This is a genomic window from Blastococcus sp. SYSU D00922, assembly GCF_054050495.1.
The window spans coordinates 130140-148566 of sequence record NZ_JBJGZL010000010.1 but is presented as its reverse complement, the minus strand read 5'-3'; the positions used below and the strand labels follow the sequence as shown (position 1 = coordinate 148566).

The window sequence follows — 18427 nt, the reverse complement described above, 5'->3', positions numbered from 1 at the left end:
GGTCCCTGCCTCCCCACCGGGCGACACAGTAACCCACCAGCCCCCACTCGACACCACTCGACGCCGTGTCGTGACCTGGTCCTCCCACCGGCTGCCGGCCCCTGCCCGGCGGGGGTGAGCGCGCAGGTCACGGGGCGGTCGGGGGTCCCGGGGTGGGGCGCGGTGGGACGCGGGGGCGAGCGCCGGTCGCGGAACCGTTTCGCCACGTACGGTGGAGAGGTGACGGAGGCGACACGCACCGCCGACGGAGCGGCCGATCCGTCGCTCGATGTCGCGGCGACAGGTGCCGGGATCGCGGCCAACATCGGCCGCGTGGTCCAGGGCAAGGACGACGTGGTGCGGCTGGCCCTGGTGGTGCTGCTGGCCGAGGGGCACCTGCTGATCGAGGACGTGCCGGGCGTGGGCAAGACGACGCTGGCCAAGGCGCTGGCCGCCTCCGTCGACGCGACGGTGCGGCGGATCCAGTTCACGCCCGACCTGCTGCCCAGCGACGTCACCGGCGTCGCGGTCTACGACCAGGAGTCGCGGGCCTTCGAGTTCAAGCCGGGCGCCATCTTCGCCAATGTCGTGGTGGCCGACGAGATCAACCGCGCCTCGCCCAAGACCCAGTCCGCCCTCCTCGAGTGCATGGAGGAGCGGCAGGTCACCGTCGACGGCGTCAGCTACGAGCTGGCCCGCCCGTTCATGGTGATGGCGACCCAGAACCCGCTGGAGATGGAGGGGACCTACCCCCTGCCGGAGGCGCAGCGCGACCGGTTCACCGCGCGGGTGTCGATGGGCTACCCGGGCCGCGAGGCGGAGCTGGCGATGCTCGACGAGCGCTCGACCGCCGACCCGCTGGCCTCCCTCTCCCCCGTGGCCGACGCCGCCACCGTGCGCGACCTCGTCGGGGCGGTCGGCACCCTCTACGTCTCCGACGCCGTGCGGCGCTACGTGGTCGGGCTGGTCGAGGCCACCCGGCGGTCACCGCACCTGCGGCTGGGCGCCTCGCCGCGGGCCGGCCTGCAGCTGTTGCGCGCCGCCCGGGCGTCGGCCGCCCTCTCGGGGCGCGACCACGTGCTGCCCGACGACGTCCAGCAGCTGGCCGCGCCGGTCCTGGCGCACCGGCTCCTGCTGACCGCCGACGCGGCCCTGGGCCGGCGCAGCACCGAGCAGGTGGTGGCCGAGCTGCTGTCCACCGTCCCGGTCCCCCGCGGGCGCTGAGCCGCCGTGCCGACGCAGGCTGGCCGGGTCCTCTCCTCCCTGACCGTCCGCGGCCGGTGCGTCGTCGCGGCCGCCGCCGCGCTGCTCCTCGTCGGGGCGCTCCTGGGTGAGCGCCCGCTCGTGCAGCTGGCGGTGTTCACCCTCGCGCTACCCCTGCTGTCGGCCGTGGCCGTCGCCCGGCAGCGGTTCCGCATCAGCGCCCGCCGCAGCGTCTCCCCGCCGCGCGTCCCCCGCGGCGAGTCCGCGGAGGTGGTCCTCGAGATCGCCAACGCCGACACCCGCCCCGGTGGGCTCTGGGTGCTGACCGAGCAGCTCCCGGGCGACCTGGGCGCGTCCCCGCGGTTCGTCGTCGACCACCTCGCGCCGGGCGCGCGGTCGGCGCTGCACTACCGCGTCGAGGGGCACCGGCGCGGGCGGCACGTACTCGGCCCGGTGCGGCTGCGTCTGGTCGACCCGTTCGGCCTGGTCGAGCGCAGCGCCGTCGGCTCCGACAGCGCGCCGCTGCTCGTCGTCCCGCGGGTCCAGCCGCTCGGTGAGGGCGGCCCGGCCGGTGGTCAGGGCGGCGGCGGCGAGGGCAGCCGGCGCACGATCGCCGTCCACGGCGAGGACGACGTCAGCACCCGGGAGTACCGCCACGGGGACGACCTGCGGAAGGTGCACTGGCGAGCCACGGCCCGCACCGGCGAGCTGATGGTCCGGCTCGAGGAACGCCCGTGGCGCGCGCAGGCGACGCTGCTGCTCGACACCCGTGCGCGCGCCCACCTCGTGGCGCCGCGCACCCGCGACGCGGCTGCCCTGCACCCTAGGCCGGCCGGCGACGACGCACCGCCGGCGGACAGCTTCGAGTGGCTGGTGGAGGCGGCCGCCAGCATCGGCACGGAGCTGGCCCGCCGCGGCGCGGTGCTGCGGGCGGTCACGGACACCGGGGAGCTCGTCCCCGCCGGCGGCCGCGGCCGACTCTCGGCCGACGACCTGCTCGACCGCCTGGCGGCCATCGGGCCGTCCCGGATGCCCGGGCTGGGGGTCGGTGTCGAGCACGTCTGCCGCGCCGCCGGCGACGGCCCGGTCGTCTGCCTGCTGGGGGCGGTCGGGCCGGACGACGTCGGCGAGCTCATCCGCAGCCGCTCCGGGCCCACCACCGACCTGGCGGTGCTGACCGACATCGAGAGCTGGGCCGACCCCGCGCCGGCCCGCGGCCGCCGGACCATGTCGGCCGCGTCGCGCGGCGCCCTGGCCACCCAGCGGGCGGACGCCGCCACCCTGCTGCGCGCCGCCGGCTGGCGGGTCGCCGTCGCCCGCGCCGACCTGACCGTCGCGGAGGTGTGGGCGGCGCTCGGCGGGCCCGCTCCGGCCGCGCCGTTCGCCGGCCGGGAGGGGGTGCCGGCGTGACCGAGGTGGAGGTCCGCCCGGCGGTGGCCGCGGCGCTGGCCACGCTGCTCGGCGCGGCCGCGCTGACCCCCGTCTACACCTCCGGCGCCTGGCTCGGCCCGGTGCTCGCCGTCGTCCTCACGGTCCTGGCCGGTGGCCTGCTGCTGCGCAGCGGGGGCGCCGCCCTGTGGGCCGCCGTCACCCGCGGGCGGGCCCCGGGCGCGGCGGCGACCGCGATCGCCACCGCGCTGGTCCCCGCCGGGCAGCTGCTGCTCCTGCTGGTCGTGCTCACCGCCCTCTTCGCGCCGGGCGACGCCTTCGTGGGGCTGATCCCCACGCCGGGCAGCCTCGCGGACCTGTACGCGGTCCTGACCGAGGGCACGGCCGAGCTGCAGGAGCAGGCGACACCCGCGCTGCCGCTGACCGGGCTGCTCGCGCTCACCGCCGTCTTCGTCGGGCTGACCGCCGTCCTGGTGGATCTCGTGACCGTCGCCGGACGCCAGGCCACCCTCGCCGGGCTGGGGCTGCTGGTCCTCTACTGCGTGCCGGTGGCCACCGTCACCGGCACGATCGGCCTGGTCGCCGTGGCCGCGCCGGCCGCGGGCCTCGCCCTGCTGATGTGGACCGACCAGCGGCGCCGGCTGGCCGCGGCGGGGCGGACCACCCGCCGCACCGGGCCCACGGGCGGGCTCGCCGCACTGCGGATCGGGGTGGCCGCCCTCGCCACCGGTCTGGTCCTCGGCTCCTTCGTCCCGGTGCTCGCCGAGGGCTCGCTCGCCACGGGGCTCGGCGGCGGGGCCGGCGGGGCCACCGGCACCTCGCTCGACCCGGTCGCCACGATGTCGGGTCAGCTCACCCTGCCGGAGCCGATCGACCTGCTGCGCCTGGACGCCTCCGTCGCCGACCCCGGGTACCTGCGGGCGGTCGCGATCGACGAGTACGACAACGAGGCCGGCTGGACGCTGTCCAACCTGCGCGGCGAGGAGTCCATCGCCGACGAGGGCGAGCTGGCCCCGCTGCCCGGCCGCCAGTCCTCGCGCACGGTGCGCGCGGACATCTCGGTCCTCCAGCACGACGACAGGTTCCTGCCGACGCTGTTCTCCCCGCAGTCGGTCGAGCTCGCCGGCGGTGGCGACGAGGGCTGGCGGTTCGACCCCGAGACGGGCACCGTCTACGGCCGGGACGTGACCAGCGGGGGCCTGACGTACTCGGTGACCGCCAGCGAGCCGCGGCCGACGCAGGCCCAGCTGACGGGCGCCGCGCAGCTCCCCCCGGACGACCCGGTGCAGCAGCAGTTCACCGCGCTGCCGCTGCTCGACCCCGCGGTCACCGACGTCGTGGCCGCGGTGACCGCCGGTGCGGGGACCCCCTACGAGCGGGTGCGCGCCATCCTCGAGTTCCTGACCGACCGCGGGAACGGCTTCGTCTACAGCCTCTCCACCGAGCCGGGCACCAGCGGCGACGACCTGGTCGACTTCCTGCGGCTGCGCCGCGGCTACTGCGAGCAGTACGCCGGCGCCATGGCGGTCATGGCCCGGGCGGTGGGGGTGCCGGCGCGGGTGGCTCTGGGCTACACGCCGGGCACCGAGCAGAGCGACGGCAGCCGGTTGATCACCAGCGACGACGCGCACGCGTGGGTGGAGGTCTACTTCGAGGACCTGGGCTGGGTGCCCTTCGACCCCACGCCCATCGCCCGCGACCGCGCCGTCGACCTGCCGTGGGCGCCCCGGGCCGGCGAGGAGGAGCAGCCCGACAGCCAGGCCGAGGTGCCGGTGCCGACGGCGCCGTCCCAGCCGGTCCCCACGACCCAGCGGGACCGCGCGGCGGAGGGCGCCCCGGGTGGCGGGTCCGGCGGGTCGGACGACGGCCTCCTGTGGCCGGTGGCCCGCTGGGCGGGCCTGGCGCTGCTGGCCGCCGGAGTGGTCGCGGCCCCCGCGGGTGTCCGCGTCCTCCAGCGCCGCCGCCGGGTCGCCACCGGGACGGCTGGCTCCCTGTGGGACGAGCTGACCGCGACCGCGCTGGACGGTGGCCTGGGTCTGCAGCCCGCGTGGACGCCGCGGCAGGTGGCCCGCGAGCTGGGCACCGTGATCGGCCGCTCCGCGACGTCCGAGGAGGGGGCCGACGCCGTCCTGCGGCTGGCCCTGGCCGAGGAGACCGCCAGCTACGCCCCGGCGGGCGCGCAGCGGGTGCACCCGGACCTGCCGGTCGCGCTGCGGACCGCGCGTCGGACCCTGCTGGCCGCCCTGCCGCGGCGCGACCGGCTGCGGGCCCGTCTGTGGCCGGCCTCGCTGGTGTCGGGAGCGGCGGGCCGGGTGGTCGAGTCGCTGAGCCGACGGCTCCCGCGCCCCGTGCGGCGGGGCGGTACCCGCGCCGTGTGACCCGGCCACCTCCCGGGACGACGAGAGCCGCCGTCCCGGAGGACGGCGGCTCTCGGTGGGTGCGGGGGGCTACTGGTCGTAGCGGCGGCGGAAGCGCTCCTCGAGGCGGCTCTTCAGCGGCTGGCGACCAGCGCGGCCGCTCCGCCCGGGGCGGCCGGGCCCGGCCGGGCCGCGGGTCCCGGAGGGCGCGCTCCCGGCCTCGACCGCGCCGGTGGCGGTCTTGTAGTTCAGGACGCCGAGCGCGAGCCCGCCGAAGGCGATGAGCGAGCCCAGCACGCCGATCAGCACCGACTGGGCGACGGCTCCGCCGACGAGGACGGCGAGGCCGACCACGACGAGGACGGCGCCCAGCTGCAGCTTGCGCCGGGCCTTCAGCCGGCGATCGCCGGTGCGGACGGACGACGCGAACTTGGGATCGTCATCGACGAGGGCGCGCTCGATCTGCTCCAGCAGACGCTGCTCGTGCTCGGAGAGCGGCACGTCGACCTCCAGTAGGGCCTAGCCATTGCCGTCGGAGGCATCCGCCGACGGTGGCATCGAGGATACGAGCCCTTCGCAGGGTGCGAAAGGCGACCGCGCGGCGACCTGTCGGGATCGTCGTCCGATCACTCCTTCGGGTAGCCAACGGCCGGGCCCGCGCCGGGGTTCCGCGCCGCCCGCGACGCCGCATCCGCGCTGGTGGGGCGGCTGCTGCCCGGCCGCCCCACCCGGTGCAGCAGCGTCGCGGGGCGGACCGCGCCGGCCCCGAAGCGGCGGGCGGCGCGGTCGGCGGCCAGCTCGGCCTCGCGCCGGCCGTGCTCCCGGGCGCCGAGCTCGAGCTGCTGCGGTGCGTTGCCGGCCTCGACCAGGCGCTCGGCCCGGACCCCGACCAGCCGGATGCGCGCCCGCTCCAGCCCGAGCGCGTCGAAGAGGGCGCGGGCGGTCTCGTAGAGCTCCTGCCCGACGTCGGTGGGGACGTCGAGGGTGCGGCTCCGGGTGATCGTGGCGAAGTCGGCGAAGCGGACCTTGATGGTCACCGTGCGGGCCAGCCAGCCCCCGGCGCGCAGCCGCCCCGCCGTCCGCTCGGCGAGCAGGAGGAGCTCCCGGTGGATCACCGCCGGGTCGTCGACGTCGGTGCCGAAGGTCTCCTCGTGGCCGGTGGACTTCTCGGGCTCGTCCGGCACGACCCGGCGCGGGTCGCGGCCCCAGGCCAGCTCGTGCAGGTGGCTGCCGGCGGCCGCGCCCACGGCCCGCTGCAGGGTCTTGGCCGGGACGTGCGCCAGGTCGCCGACGGTGCGCAGGCCGAGGCGGAGCAGCTGCTCCTCGGTCTTGGGGCCCACGCCCCAGAGGGCGCCGACCGGGAGCGGGTGCAGGAAGTCCATCACCTCGGCCGGGCGGACGACGAGCATCCCGTCGGGCTTGGCCCGGGTGGAGGCGAGCTTGGCCACGAACTTGGTGCCGGCCACCCCGACCGAGCAGGTGATCCCCTGCTCGTCGAACACCCGGGCGCGGATGTACTCGCCGATCTCGGCCGCGTCCCCCAGCCGGCGCCCGGCGCCGGACACGTCGAGGAAGGCCTCGTCGAGCGAGAGCGGCTCGACCACCGGGGTGATCGAGCGGAACAGCGCCATCACCGACCGGGAGACCTCGCTGTAGAGCGCCATGTCCCCCGGCAGCACCGTCGCCGTCGGGCACAGCCGCAGCGCCCGGGCTGTCGGCATCGCCGCGTGCACCCCGTAGCGGCGCGCCTCGTAGGTCGCCGAGGTGACCACGCCCCGGTTCCCCGACCCACCCACGATCACGGGGGTGCCCGCCAGCTCGGGGTGCTTGCGCACCTCGACGCTGGCGAAGAACGCGTCCATGTCCACGTGCAGGACGCCGCAGCCCTCCGCCCGGCCCGAGCCCACCTCGTCCTCCCTCCGGTGTCGAACACGTGTTCGATCCCCCTGCCGGACACTACCGGCGCGGCCCACCGGGCGCGCACCCCTCCGCCGTGTCGTGTCCTCCCGTGACCGGTCGACGTCGCCGCAGGTCGGGGCTGGTGGGCAGGCAGGTGTCGGACGAGGATGAGCGAGGTAAGCAGCGACGGGGGGCTGCCGTCCGGCAGCCCCGGATCGACCTGGACGGAGACGGCATGGCTCTCGACGACGACGACATGACCAGCACGGAGGGTCCCGCGGACGGCGGCGCGTCCGGCACCCCGGGCACGCACGACGGCGGTGCTGACGGCGGGGCCGACGGCGGCGCCTCCCACGGCCCGGCCGACGGTGGCGCCGACGGCGGTGCCGATGGTGGCGCGGACGGCGGGGCCGACGGCGGCGCGGACGGCGGCGCGGACGGCGGCGCCGATGGTGGTGCCGATGGTGGTGCGGACGGCGGTGCCGACGGCGGCGCGGACGGTTCGGCCTGAGCGAGAGCCCGACCACGCAGGGCCGGGCGGAGCAGGAGCTCCGCCCGGCCCTGCGGCGGTGCACGGACATCGACCCGCAGGTCTTCGCCGAGGAGTACTGGGCCCGGCGCCCCCTGCTCACCCGCGCCGAGCAACTCGGGAGCGGGGCCCCCGGCCGCTCCTTCGCCGACCTGCTCGACCTCGCGGCCGTCGACGAGCTGCTCTCCACCCGTGGCCTGCGCACGCCCTTCCTGCGCATCGCCAAGGACGGCGCCGTCGTCGACCCGAAGCGCTTCACCACGTCGGGAGGCGCCGGCGCCGAGATCGGTGACCAGGTGTCCTCGGACGCCGTGCTGCGCCTGTTCGCCGACGGCAGCACCGTCGTGCTCCAGGGTCTGCACCGGCTCTGGCCGCCGCTGATCGAGTTCGCCGACCAGCTGGCCGCCGACCTCGGGCACCCCACGCAGGTCAACGCGTACATCACGCCGCCGTCCTCCCGCGGGTTCAGCCCGCACTACGACGTGCACGACGTCTTCGTGCTCCAGGTGGCCGGCGAGAAGCACTGGACGATCCACGAGCCGGTGCTGCGCGACCCCCTGCGCACCCAGCCGTGGAACGACCGCGCCGCCGAGGTGGCCGCCGCGGCCGAGCGCGAGCCGGTCATCGACGCGGTGCTGCGCCCCGGGGACGCGCTCTACCTGCCGCGCGGCTTCCTGCACTCGGCCGTGGCGCTGGGCGAGATCAGCGCGCACCTGACGATCGGCGTCCACCCGGTGACCCGCTGGGCGGCCGCCGAGTCGGCTCTCGACCTGGTCCGGGCCCTCGCCGCCGAGGACCCCGAGCTGCGCGGTTCGCTGCCCCTGGGGCTCGACCTGGGCGACCCGGAGTCGGTGCGGGACGACGTCGCCGCCGTCGTCGCGGGGCTGCGGGACTGGCTGGGGCGCGTCGACCCCGCCGACGTGGCCGACCGGCTGCGGGCCTCCACCTGGGCCCAGGTGCGCCCCGAGCCCGTGGCACCCCTGGCGCAGTCGGCCGCGGCCGCCGCGCTGGGTCCGGACTCCGTCCTCCGGCTGCGCCGGCGGCTGCGGTGCACGCTCCGCGACGGCGCCGAGGGCCGGATCACGCTGGTCGCCGGCCGTCGGTCGCACTCCTTCCCGGGCGACGTGCGGCCGGCGCTCGAGGCGCTCCTCGACGTCGGGGAGCTCAAGGTCGGCGACCTGCCCGGCCTGGAGCCGGCCGACCGGATCACCCTGGCGCGGCGACTGGTCACCGAGGCGATCGCGACCGTCCCCGCCCCGTGAGCGACAGCCCTCCGACCGCCTCCGACGACTTCTGCCGGACGGAGGCCCCCGCCCGCCCCGTGGGGCGGCTCGACGAGACCCGCTGCTCGGTGCAGGCCCTGGCCCGGGGGGACTCCCCCGTCGCGACCGCCTCACCGGCGCAGCGGTGGCTGCTCATCGAGCAACCGGGGCCGTGGGGCCGGGACGCGCTGACCGAGTCCCGGTTCGACGCCGCCGTCGCCCCGTCGCTCGCGCGGCGTTCCCGCGCCGAGGGCGTCCGGCTGCTGCTGGTCCGCCGTCCCGGCGACCGGCTGGCCGACTCCGGCCGCCGATGGGCCTACGTCGACGGGCGGCCGGGTCACGAGGGCCTGTGGTGGTCGGTCCGGTCCACCGACGCGGACCTGCTCACCGCGCCGTGGGACGGCTCCGTCGGCGAGCCGGCCGTCGGCCCCACCTACCTGGTCTGCACGCACGGCGGGCACGACGCCTGCTGCGCCCTGCGCGGCCGGCCGCTGGCGCGCGCGCTGCCTGCTCCGGGGCCGGCCGACGTGTGGGAGTGCAGCCACCTGGGCGGCGACAGGTTCGCCGCGAACGTCCTGGTGCTGCCGCACGGCTTCTACTACGGCCAGGTGCCCGGCGACGGCGCCGAGATCGTCGCCGCGCACGCGGGCGGACGGGTGGCGCTGCCGTGGCTGCGGGGCAGGGCGGGCGTCCCCATCCCGGGCCAGGCGGCCCAGCACTTCGCCCGCGGTGAGCTGGGGCTGCTCGAGGTCGACGCCCTGCCCGTGCTCGCGGTGGCCCAGGAGACACCGCCGGGTGCCGAGGTCGAGCGGTGGACGGTGACCCTCGCGGGGCCGGACGGCGAGGTCGTGACGCGGGTCGAGAGCCGGCCGTCCGCCGTCGCGGCGCGCCTCACCTGCCGGGCGACGCACCCGGCGCACTCGCGCACCTGGCACGTGACCTTCGCGGCCTGATCACCCGAGGGCGCGGCCCCGGGCGGTGAGCAGCGGGATGGCGAGCTCGGTGGCGGTGAGCGAGCCGTGGTAGCCGACGAGGCTGCTGGGGCCGGGCTCCAACCGCGGGGTCGTGAGGGCCCACGTGCCCCGCGCGAGCGCGACGACGTCACCGATCCGGCCCGCCACGTCGTCGCCGACCGGACCGAAGACCCCGCTGGCGACGGCCTCCTCCCGGCTGGCGACCCAGGCCCGGTGCCCCAGCACCTCGCGCCACCGGTGCAGGACGTCGTCGGCCGCGCCCGGCTCGGCGTGGACGTAGCGGGCCCGCGGCTCCCCGGCCAGGAGCCGGACGCCGTCGGCGAGCGCGGGCTCCTCGTCGAGGTCGAACCGGGTGTCGTCGGGGACGTCGAGCATGCCGTGGTCGGCGGTGACCACGAGGGCCGCGTCGTCGGGCAGGCCCCCTACCAGCTCCTCGACGACGCGGTCGACGAACGCCAGCTGCGCGCGCCAGGCGGCCGAGCCGATCCCGCGCACGTGCCCGGTCAGGTCGAGCTCGGGGATGTAGCCGTAGACCAGCGCGCGCGGGGTCGCGGCGAGGGAGCGGAGCACGAGGGCGCAGAGGTCGCCGTGGCTCACCGCGCCGGCGTAGGTCGCGCCGCGGTACACCGCGCGGGTGAGGCCGGAGCCGGCGTACGCGTAGGGGCCGACCGCCGTGGCCGGGACACCCGCCGCCTCGGCCTGCTCGAAGACGGTGCGGCGGGCCTGCCAGACGTCGGGGTCGGGGTCGTCGGCCCACTGGACGTGGTTGAGGGCCCGCTCCTCCCCCGGCACGGCGGTGACGAAGCCGAGGATGCCGTGGGCGCCGGGTGGGAGGCCCGTCCCGAGGGTGGCCAGGCTGACCGGGGTCGTGCTCGGGCACGGGGCGGACAGGTCACCGGCCGGACTGCTCAGCGCGGCCAGGGTCGGCGCGAGATCGGCGTGGGCGCGGACGAGGTCGGCGCCGAGACCGTCGACGAGGAGGACCGCGACCCGGCGGGCACCCCCCAGGGCGACCGTGAGGTCCAGCGGGTCGGCGGGGAGGCCGCCGCGCTCGACGGGCACCCCGACGGCGCTGGCCGCACCGGGGAGGACGTCGGCGAGGGTGGCGGTGCCGTACCGGGGGGCCGCGAGGTCCGGTGGCAGCGGCTTCACGCGCGCGCGGCCAGGACGTGCAGCGCGGTGGCGATGTCGCGGTAGGGCGAGGTCTCGGCGAGGGCGACCTCGAGCGCGCGGACCGCCTGCGGGTCGGCCCCCGACGTGGCGTCGAGCAGGTCGGCGACGACGGACACCCCGCGCCAGGGGCCGGGACGGAGACCGGCGCCCTCGGCGAGCGCCAGCAGGTCCCCGGGGGCGAAGCGGCGCCGGGCGGGCTTGGCGCGGCCGGGCTCGGGGTCCCGGTCCTCGACCAGCGCGAGGGCCTCGACGGGGTGGCCGGCGACGGCGCGGGCGAGGACGGCGCCGGCGCGGTTGGCCGTCGCCACGCTCACCTGGCCGCCCGGCCGCAGCACGCGGGCGATCTCGCGCAGCGTGACGGCCGGGTCGTCCACCACCTCGAGCACGTAGTGGCACAGCGCCAGGTCGTAGCCGGCCGCGGCGTCGTCGGCGGCGGGCAGGACCTCGTGCAGGAGGTCGCCGTCGCCCTGGACCCCGCGCACCCGGGCACCGACGCCGTCGTTCTCGGCACGGCGGCCGAGGGTGGCGAGGGCGTCGGCGCTGGGGTCGACGACGGTGACGTCGTGGCCGAGCCGGGCCAGCGGGACGGCGAACATGCCGCTGCCGCCCCCCACGTCGAGGACCCGCAGCGGGGTGCCGGCACCGACCAGCGGGTCGAGCGCGGCCCACACGGCAGCGGTCCGGGCGGGCAGCTGCTCCGAGGCGGGCGAAGCGGGGGCGGTCGGCACCCCAGGGAGCCTAGTGGCGGGCCGCGGAGGGACGCCTAGTTGATGCAGGCGGTGTCGGTCGCCGTCCGCTCGTTGGTCTCGGGCTCGCCGCCGGATGTCTCCTCCGGCGGGGTCACGCCCTGGCCGACGCCGTTCCAGTCGCCGCCGATGACCAGCTGCACGGTGCCGGCGGCGAGGCTGTCGTCGACTGCCACGGCCGCGCCCGGGACCTGCGCCGCGACGAGCGCCGCCGCGGACTCGTCGCCGGGGGCGTGCAGGACCGTCGTCCTCTCCGTGGAGTCGGCGTTCCCGCCGCTGCTGGCGTCGAAGCCGGCATCCGCGAGCGCGGTGGCGGCGGTGGCCGCCGCACCGGAGATGCCCGAGCCGTTGAGGACGCTGACCGTGACGTCGGCCGGCTGCACCTCCGGGACGTCCTCCGCGGGTGCTTCCTGCTCGGGCGCCGGCTCGGCGGCGAGGGCGGCGAAGAACGCGTGCACGTCCGCCTCGCTCGACGGCTCCAGCACGTCGGCGCCGTCGATCCGGACCGGCGTCAGGCCGGGGACCGTCTGGAAGGTGATGTTGCCCGGCTGCACGTTCTGCATCTGCGCGGCCAGGTCGAAGATGTCCAGCCCCCGGTCGAAGGTGATGCTGCTGCCGACCCGCTCGACGATCTGCTTCTGCTTGCCGAGGTCGAACAGCAGGTCGGTGGAGAGGACGTTGCGCAGCATCCCGGCGATGTAGACCTGCTGGCGGACGACGCGGTCGAGGTCGGTGCCGGGCAGGCCGTGCCGCTGCCGGACGAACTTGAGCGCGTCCGCGCCGCTGATGGTCTGGACGCCGGCCGGGAAGTTCGCGCCGGAGAGCGGGTCGCTGGTCGCCTGGCAGAGGTTGACCTCCACCCCGCCGACGATCTCGCTGAGGTTGATGAACCCGAGCAGGTCGATCTCGGCGAAGTGGTCGATCTGCAGGCCGGTGAACTGGCTGACCGTCTGCACGAGCAGCTGCGCGCCGGCGGCGTCGCTCTCCTCGTCGCTGCCCTGGTTGTCGTTGTAGCCGCGGGCGTAGGCGGAGTTCAGCCGCCCCTCGCCGTAGCCGGGGATGTCGACGTAGGTGTCGCGTGGCAGCGAGACGAAGGACGCGGCCGACCCGTCGGCGGGCACGTGCACCAGCATCATCGAGTCGGTGTTCAGCACGCCGTCGGCGTCACCGGTGCTGAACTGCGCCTTCTGCTCCTCGGTGAGCCCGTCCCGGGAGTCCATGCCGACCAGGAGCAGGTTCATCTCCGAGCCGGCGTGGTCGCTGCCGTTGACGTCGGAGTTGCCCGAGTCCGGGATGGCGTCGGTGCGGCTCACGCTGGCCTCGGCGACCTTGGTGAGGTACCAGCCCCACCCGCTGCCGGCGAGCACGAGGACGGCGAGCACCGCGGCCACCGACCGGGCGATGACGGTGGCCCGCGCGGACGTCCGGGGGCGGGCCGGCCGCCCGGAGGCGGGCCGACCGGCCGGGCGGCCGCCTCGGGGCTCCCTGCCCGCGCGGGGGTCCAGGTGCGCGGGCAGGGGGCGGCGCTCGTCCCGGCTCATCGAGCGCCCGCCTCGTCCGTCACCCCTGCATCATCCCGCACCCGGGGCGAGGGTGGGTGCGCGCCGCGCGGTGTCGCCGCTGGTCAGACCGGCACCCCGTCGGCGGCCCGCCGGATCTCGGCCAGGTCGATGCGGCGCATCTGCAGCATCGCCTGGGTGGCGCGCGCCGCCCGGGCGGGGTCGGGATCGTTGGTCAGCTCGATCAGCTCCTCCGGGAAGACCTGCCAGGAGACCCCGAACCTGTCCTTGAGCCAGCCGCACATGCTCTCCTCGCCGCCCTCGACGAGCCGGTCGTAGTAGCGGTCGGACTCCTCCTGGTCCTTGCAGACGATCTGGAAGGAGATGGCCTCGGTGAACGGGAACTGCGGCCCCCCGTTGAGGGCGGTGTACGGCTGGCCGTCGAGGGTGAAGTCGACGGTGAGGACGTCGCCCTCCTTCATCGGCGGGGGCATGTCGGGCCCGTAGCGGGTGACGGCACCGATCGAGCTGTTCGGGAAGATCGACGTGTAGTGCCGCGCGGCCTCCTCGGCCGTCCCGTCCATCCAGAGGCACGGGATCTGCTTGGGCATGGTGGGTCCTCTCTCGCGTCCGGCTCCCCCGGTACTCGTGCTGACCGTGCCGGCGCGGCGGACTCATCGGTGCGGGGTCCGCTCGCGCCGTGTCAGTGGCCGGAGCTGCCGGGGCTGGAGTGCCACAGCTTGCGGGGCGGCCCTGACGCGGCCCGCCTCGCCGCGACCTTGGAGTCCTCCCCGGCCGGCTTGATGTCGGCGTAGGGAGACATCCGGAAGCCGGTCGGGTGAACCAGCACCGGCCGCACCATGACCGGCCGCGAGCCGTGCGAGGCCGCGGCCCCGGCGATCGCCTGCTCGGTGAACTCCCCCGGCGCGGCCATCAGCTCGCGCACGCCGTCCAGACCGTCGGCCTCCCACGCCTCGTGCAGCGCCGGCAGCTCCCACGCGCCGGTCGCCCGCAGCGAGACCCCCCGCGGGCCGGTGCGGCGCAGCACCCCGCGGATGACCAGCAGCCACGAGTGGAAGACGGTGGCGGCGTAGGGCCCCTGCGCGTCCTCGAAGAAGGTCGAGTCGGTGCAGCCGGTGCCGTCGTCCAGGGTCACGAAGACCACCCGCCGGCCCGAGCGGATCGGCGGGGTCTGGGTCGCCACCTTCACCCCGGCGACCAGCACCTCCGCACCGCTGCGGCAGCCGAGCAGCTCGCCGGCCGGCACCGCGCCCAGGGCGGACAGGAACGGCCGGTAGAAGTCGACGACGTGCCGGCTGGCGTCCAGGCCCAGCACCTCCAGCTCGGCGCGGACCAGCTCGGCGTCGGTGAACTCCGGCAGCCCGCTCCCCTCCGCCCAGGTCAGGGTGGTCTCCTCCGGTCCTTCCTCCTCCTCCTCCGCCAGCTCCAGCCCCATCAGGTCGAGGCTCAGCTGCCCGTTCGAGCTCGCCCGGGCGCCGCTGCGGCTCCACCGGTCGAGCTCGCCGATCTGCAGCAGCAGGTCCCGCCGGGTCACCTGCTTGCGGCGGTGGGTCGGCCGGCCGGCCTCGCGGTCGCGCACCCCGAAGCCGTAGAGGGAGTCGAAGCCGCCGGCGAGCACCAGCCGCTCCACCACCGGCCGCGAGACCGACGCGCGGTGCCAGAAGTCGGTCAGCGACCGGTAGGGCTGCCCGGTGACGATCCGGGCCACCTCGTCCTCGGAGATGCCCTTCACGTCGGCCAGGGCCAGCCGGATCCCGTAGCGGGACGGGTCGCGCATGTCCGCCGGCATCCACTCCGGGCGCGGCCAACCCTCCACCTCGACCTCAGCCTCAGGGTCGGGTTCCAGCCGCTCCACGCGGTAGGTGCCGGCCGAGGCGTTGACGTCGAGGCCGAGCACCCGGATCCCGAAGTTGCGGGCGTCGTCGAGGATCAGCCGCTTCGGGTACATGCCGGGGTCGTGGGTGAGCACGCCGGCGAGGAAGGCCGCCGGGTGGTGGGTCTTCAGCCACGCCGACTGGTACGTGGGCAGCGCGAACGCCGCCGCGTGGGCCTTGCAGAAGCCGAAGGACCCGAAGGCGGCCAGCACCTCCCACACCCGCTCGGCCACCTCGACCGGGTAGCCGTTGTCGAGCAGCCGGGGCACGAACCAGGCCCGCACCTCGGGGTGGGCGTCCTTCTCCCCCAGCGCGCGGCGCACCTCGTCGGCCTCGGCCAGCGACACCCCGGCCATCCGCGCCACGATCTGCAGCACCTGCTCGTGGAAGACCACCACCCCGGCGGTCTCCGCGAGGCAGAACTCGAGGTCGGGGTGCGGGTACTCCGCCTCCCGCCAGCCGTTCCGGGCCATGAGGAACGGGGTGACCATGTCGCTCTTCACCGGCCCCGGCCGGAACAGCGAGATGTCGATGACGATGTCCTCGAACGTCTGCGGGCCGAACTTGCCGACCAGCTCCCGCTGCCCGGGTGACTCGATCTGGAACATGCCGAGGGTCCGGGTGCTGCGGATCAGCTCGAACGTCGTCGGGTCGTCCCGCGGGATCGCGTCGATGTCGACGGTCTCGCCGTCCACCCGGGCCACCTCGTCGAGGGCGTGCGCGATCGCGGACTGCATCCGGATACCCAGCAGGTCCAGCTTGAGCAGCCCCAGCTCCTCGACGTCGTCCTTGTCGAACTGGCTCATCGGGTAGCCGAGGTAGCTGTTCTCGACGGGCGTGCGGTCCAGCAGCGTGGCGTCGGACAGCAGCACCCCGCACGGGTGCAGCGCGATGTGCCGGGGCAGCCCGTCCAGCCGGGCCACGAGGTCGAACACCAGGTCGAGATCGCCGCTGCCGCCGGAGCGCCTGGACCCCAGCCGGCTGGCGCGCAGCTCCGGCAGGTCCTTGAGCGCGGCGTGCACCTGGTTGGCCCGGATGTGCGGGAACGCCTTGGCGACCGCGTCGATCTCCGCCGGCGGTAGCCCGAGCGCGGCCCCGACGTCGCGGATGGCGTGCCGCACCCGGTAGGTGTCCATCATCGAGATGCAGCTGACCCGGTCGGCGCCGAAGCGGTCGATGACCGCGTCGTAGACCTCCATGCGCCGCGCGGACTCCACGTCGATGTCGATGTCGGGCAGCTGGTGGCGCAGCGGGGAGAGGAAGCGCTCCATCAGCAGCCCGTACCGCAACGGGTCGACGTCGGAGATGCCGAGCAGGTAGGTGACCAGGCTGCCGGCGCCCGACCCCCGCGCGGCCGCCCGGACCCTCAAGCTCTTGATGAGGTCGACGACGTCGGCGACGGTGAGGAAGTAGGACGGGTAGCCCAGCTGGTCGATGACCGCGAGCTCCTCGTCCAGCCGCTGCCGCACCCGCTCCGACGGCGCCATCCCGCGCCGGCCCATGCCCGCCTCGCACCGGGCCCGCAGCACCTGCGAGGGACCCATCCCCCGCTCGGCCGGCGTGGTGACGACGTCGAGCTCGGGGTAGCGGACGCTGCCGATGCCGAGGTCCTCGCGGATGTCGACGACGCACTGCTCGGCCAGCCGGGCGGTGCCCTCGAGCAGGCGCAGGGCGGCGTCCCGGTCGGGACCGGCGACGTCCTCGGCCACCGCGGCCATCTCCTTGCCCGACTTCAGGTAGCCCTCGGCGGTCCGCCGGTCGACGTGGCGCTCGTCGAGCGCGACCAGGCGGCGGGAGGCGTCCAGGACGTCGGCGGTCGGTGCGTCCAGCGCGTCGACGTAGCGGACGGCGTTGCTGAGCACCACCGGCACGCCCTGCTCGGCGGCGAACCGCAGCATCGCCTGCGCCCGCGCACGGTCACCGCGGCCGCGGTGGTGGACCAGCTCGAGCACCAGCTGGCCGGGGCCGAAGGCGGCCCGCCAGGCGTCCAGGTGCGCGGCGGCGTGGTCGGTCCGGCCGGTGAGCAGCGCCCGCCCGACCGGTGAGTCGGGGCCGAGCAGCGCCACCAGCCCGCCGGCGTGCTCGGCGGCGGTCGCCAGCGAGCTCACCGGCTCCCCGCGGGTGCCCCGCAGGTGGGTGGCGCTGGTCAGCCGGCACAGCGAACGCCAGCCGGCACCGTCCCGGGCGAGGAAGGTGACCCGCGGCAGCCGCGGGTCGACGCTCGCCCCGCCCCGGGCCGGGACCTTGCGGGAGGGCACCGTGCGGGACGACACCGTGCGCAGCCGCGGCGGGCGCGCGCCGGACTCCTCCCCGCCCAGTGCGTGCGCGAGCGCCGGCGGGACGGTGGCGTCGAGCGCGGGCGCGACGGCGAGGTCCACCCCGAAGATCGGCCGCACCCCGGCCGACCGGCAGGCCAGCGCGAACTTCACCGCGCCGTAGAGCCCGTCGCGGTCGGTGAGCGCCAGTGCCGACATGCCGTGCTCGGCGGCGCGGGCCACCAGGTCGGCGGGGTGGTTGGCCCCGTACCGCATCGAGTAGCCGGAGGCGACGTGCAGGTGGACGAAGGGGTCGTTCACCGCCGGGAACGCGAGCCGGGACCGCCGGCCCCGCGCGGACGGGTGAACGGCGAGCGGGTGGGCTCGGGCGGGGGCGGGGTGGCGAGGAAGTTCTCCACCACGACGAGGAAGGCCCCGACGTCGCGGACCAGGTCGTCGGCCTCCCGCTCGGTCACCGCGTGGGACAGCCCCGCCTCGGCCGCGGCGCGCTTCGAGGCACCCGCGGCGAAGAAGGTGGCCCACTCCCCCAGCTCGGGAGCGACCTGGCCGAGCAGCACCCAGGCGCTGCGCGGCCGGCGCCGGGCGGGCTCGGGCCGGGTGCGCGCGGCCAGCACACCCGCGGCCGCGCGCAGCGCACCCAGGTGTGCGGTGGCGTACCGCTGCCGCGGATCGGTGTGCCCGGTCGCCTCGCGGAGCGCGCGGTGCGCCTGGTCGAGGAGCTGGGTGGCCGCGGGCGGCAGCGCCGGAGGGAGGGGCAGCTGGGTGGCCGGCACCTGGTCGGGCATGGCTCGGAGGGCGCCCATCAGTCGTGCACCCGGACCAGCCACCAGCGGTTGCCCGCGGCGTCCCAGGTCAGGTCGTAGACGCCGGCGAAGCTGGTGCGCGACCGCCCGGCCCGCACCGCCTCGACCCGCCACACCTCCTGGGTGGAGACCAGCTCCGCGGAGGCCCCACCGGGACCGGCGTCCTGCCGCCACCAGGGCGCGGTCTCGACCCACGAGTCGAGCAGCTCGCCCACGAGGTACCGGGACTGCCCGCGCCAGAACTGCACCGGGCCCAGCGGACCCCGCTCGACCTGGACCTCCTCGCCGACCCGTCCCGCGAGCTCACCGAGCACCCGGCTCATGACACCCTCCCCACCTCTGGCCACACCACGCGCCGCTCCCGGCCACCGCTCCGGACGGGGAAGGGCCGGGGAACGGTGGAGGAGCGACGCTGTTCGAACGTCTGTTCGAACACGGACCAG

The 18427-nt window shown here is 76.3% G+C and carries 15 protein-coding genes; 6 read left to right on the top strand and 9 right to left on the bottom strand.

Annotated features, from left to right (window positions below; genetic code table 11):
- The first annotated feature begins 219 nt into the window (after nucleotides 1-219).
- From ACI78T_RS15400 to ACI78T_RS15390, 3 genes are read left to right on the top strand one after another with little or no spacing between them, the layout of a single operon-like run.
- Nucleotides 220-1203 carry an AAA family ATPase gene (locus tag ACI78T_RS15400; protein ID WP_456558987.1) on the top strand — a complete coding sequence of 328 codons (984 nt, stop codon included), beginning with the start codon at nucleotides 220-222 and terminating at the stop codon, nucleotides 1201-1203.
- Between the two features lie 6 nt (nucleotides 1204-1209).
- A complete protein-coding gene (locus ACI78T_RS15395; RefSeq protein ID WP_456558986.1) occupies nucleotides 1210-2592 on the top strand; it encodes a DUF58 domain-containing protein in 1383 nt (460 codons plus the stop codon).
- Nucleotides 2589-4949: a transglutaminase family protein gene (locus ACI78T_RS15390; protein WP_456558985.1), complete on the top strand. Its 2361-nt coding sequence runs from the start codon at nucleotides 2589-2591 to the stop codon at nucleotides 4947-4949. The genes ACI78T_RS15395 and ACI78T_RS15390 overlap by 4 nt, the downstream gene beginning before the upstream one ends.
- Before the next feature lie 69 nt (nucleotides 4950-5018).
- Here the strand turns inward: ACI78T_RS15390 and ACI78T_RS15385 are convergent, their stop codons facing one another.
- Entirely contained in the window at nucleotides 5019-5429 is a 411-nt protein-coding gene (locus ACI78T_RS15385; protein ID WP_456558984.1) for a DUF3040 domain-containing protein, read from the bottom strand.
- 125 nt (nucleotides 5430-5554) lie between these two features.
- Nucleotides 5555-6835: a DNA polymerase IV gene (dinB, locus tag ACI78T_RS15380; RefSeq protein ID WP_456558983.1), complete on the bottom strand. Its 1281-nt coding sequence runs from the start codon at nucleotides 6833-6835 to the stop codon at nucleotides 5555-5557.
- Between the two features lie 227 nt (nucleotides 6836-7062).
- Here dinB and ACI78T_RS15375 point away from each other — a divergent pair, with 227 nt between their 5' ends.
- From ACI78T_RS15375 to ACI78T_RS15365, 3 genes are all read left to right on the top strand, one after another.
- Entirely contained in the window at nucleotides 7063-7338 is a 276-nt protein-coding gene (locus ACI78T_RS15375; RefSeq protein WP_456558982.1) for a BatC protein, read from the top strand.
- Nucleotides 7339-7652: 314 nt separating this feature from the next.
- Nucleotides 7653-8618, top strand: a complete 966-nt coding sequence (locus ACI78T_RS15370) for a cupin domain-containing protein (RefSeq protein ID WP_456558981.1) — start codon at nucleotides 7653-7655, stop codon at nucleotides 8616-8618.
- Nucleotides 8615-9571: a sucrase ferredoxin gene (locus tag ACI78T_RS15365; RefSeq protein ID WP_456558980.1), complete on the top strand. Its 957-nt coding sequence runs from the start codon at nucleotides 8615-8617 to the stop codon at nucleotides 9569-9571. Before ACI78T_RS15370 ends, ACI78T_RS15365 begins: the two co-directional genes overlap by 4 nt.
- Here the strand turns inward: ACI78T_RS15365 and ACI78T_RS15360 are convergent, their stop codons facing one another.
- The 7 genes from ACI78T_RS15360 to ACI78T_RS15330 all read right to left on the bottom strand — a co-directional run bounded on the left by ACI78T_RS15360 (nucleotide 9572) and on the right by ACI78T_RS15330 (nucleotide 18307).
- Complete coding sequence (locus ACI78T_RS15360; protein WP_456558979.1) at nucleotides 9572-10744, bottom strand: alkaline phosphatase family protein; 1173 nt, start codon at nucleotides 10742-10744, stop codon at nucleotides 9572-9574. It lies immediately after the preceding gene.
- Nucleotides 10741-11493: a methyltransferase domain-containing protein gene (locus ACI78T_RS15355; protein WP_456558978.1), complete on the bottom strand. Its 753-nt coding sequence runs from the start codon at nucleotides 11491-11493 to the stop codon at nucleotides 10741-10743. Before ACI78T_RS15355 ends, ACI78T_RS15360 begins: the two co-directional genes overlap by 4 nt.
- A gap of 35 nt (nucleotides 11494-11528) precedes the next feature.
- On the bottom strand, nucleotides 11529-13052 hold the full coding sequence (locus ACI78T_RS15350; RefSeq protein ID WP_456558977.1) for an LCP family protein: 1524 nt from the start codon (nucleotides 13050-13052) through the stop codon (nucleotides 11529-11531).
- An 83-nt stretch (nucleotides 13053-13135) separates the two neighbouring features.
- On the bottom strand, nucleotides 13136-13621 hold the full coding sequence (locus ACI78T_RS15345; RefSeq protein ID WP_456558976.1) for a VOC family protein: 486 nt from the start codon (nucleotides 13619-13621) through the stop codon (nucleotides 13136-13138).
- 92 nt (nucleotides 13622-13713) lie between these two features.
- Entirely contained in the window at nucleotides 13714-17481 is a 3768-nt protein-coding gene (locus ACI78T_RS15340; protein WP_456558975.1) for a DNA polymerase III subunit alpha, read from the bottom strand.
- A complete protein-coding gene (locus ACI78T_RS15335) occupies nucleotides 17478-17984 on the bottom strand; it encodes an SAV_6107 family HEPN domain-containing protein (protein ID WP_456558974.1) in 507 nt (168 codons plus the stop codon). The genes ACI78T_RS15340 and ACI78T_RS15335 overlap by 4 nt, the downstream gene beginning before the upstream one ends.
- Nucleotides 17984-18307 (bottom strand): DUF6504 family protein, encoded by a 324-nt coding sequence (locus tag ACI78T_RS15330; RefSeq protein ID WP_116452504.1) that lies wholly within the window; start codon nucleotides 18305-18307, stop codon nucleotides 17984-17986. The genes ACI78T_RS15335 and ACI78T_RS15330 overlap by 1 nt, the downstream gene beginning before the upstream one ends.
- Nucleotides 18308-18427 lie beyond the last annotated feature (120 nt).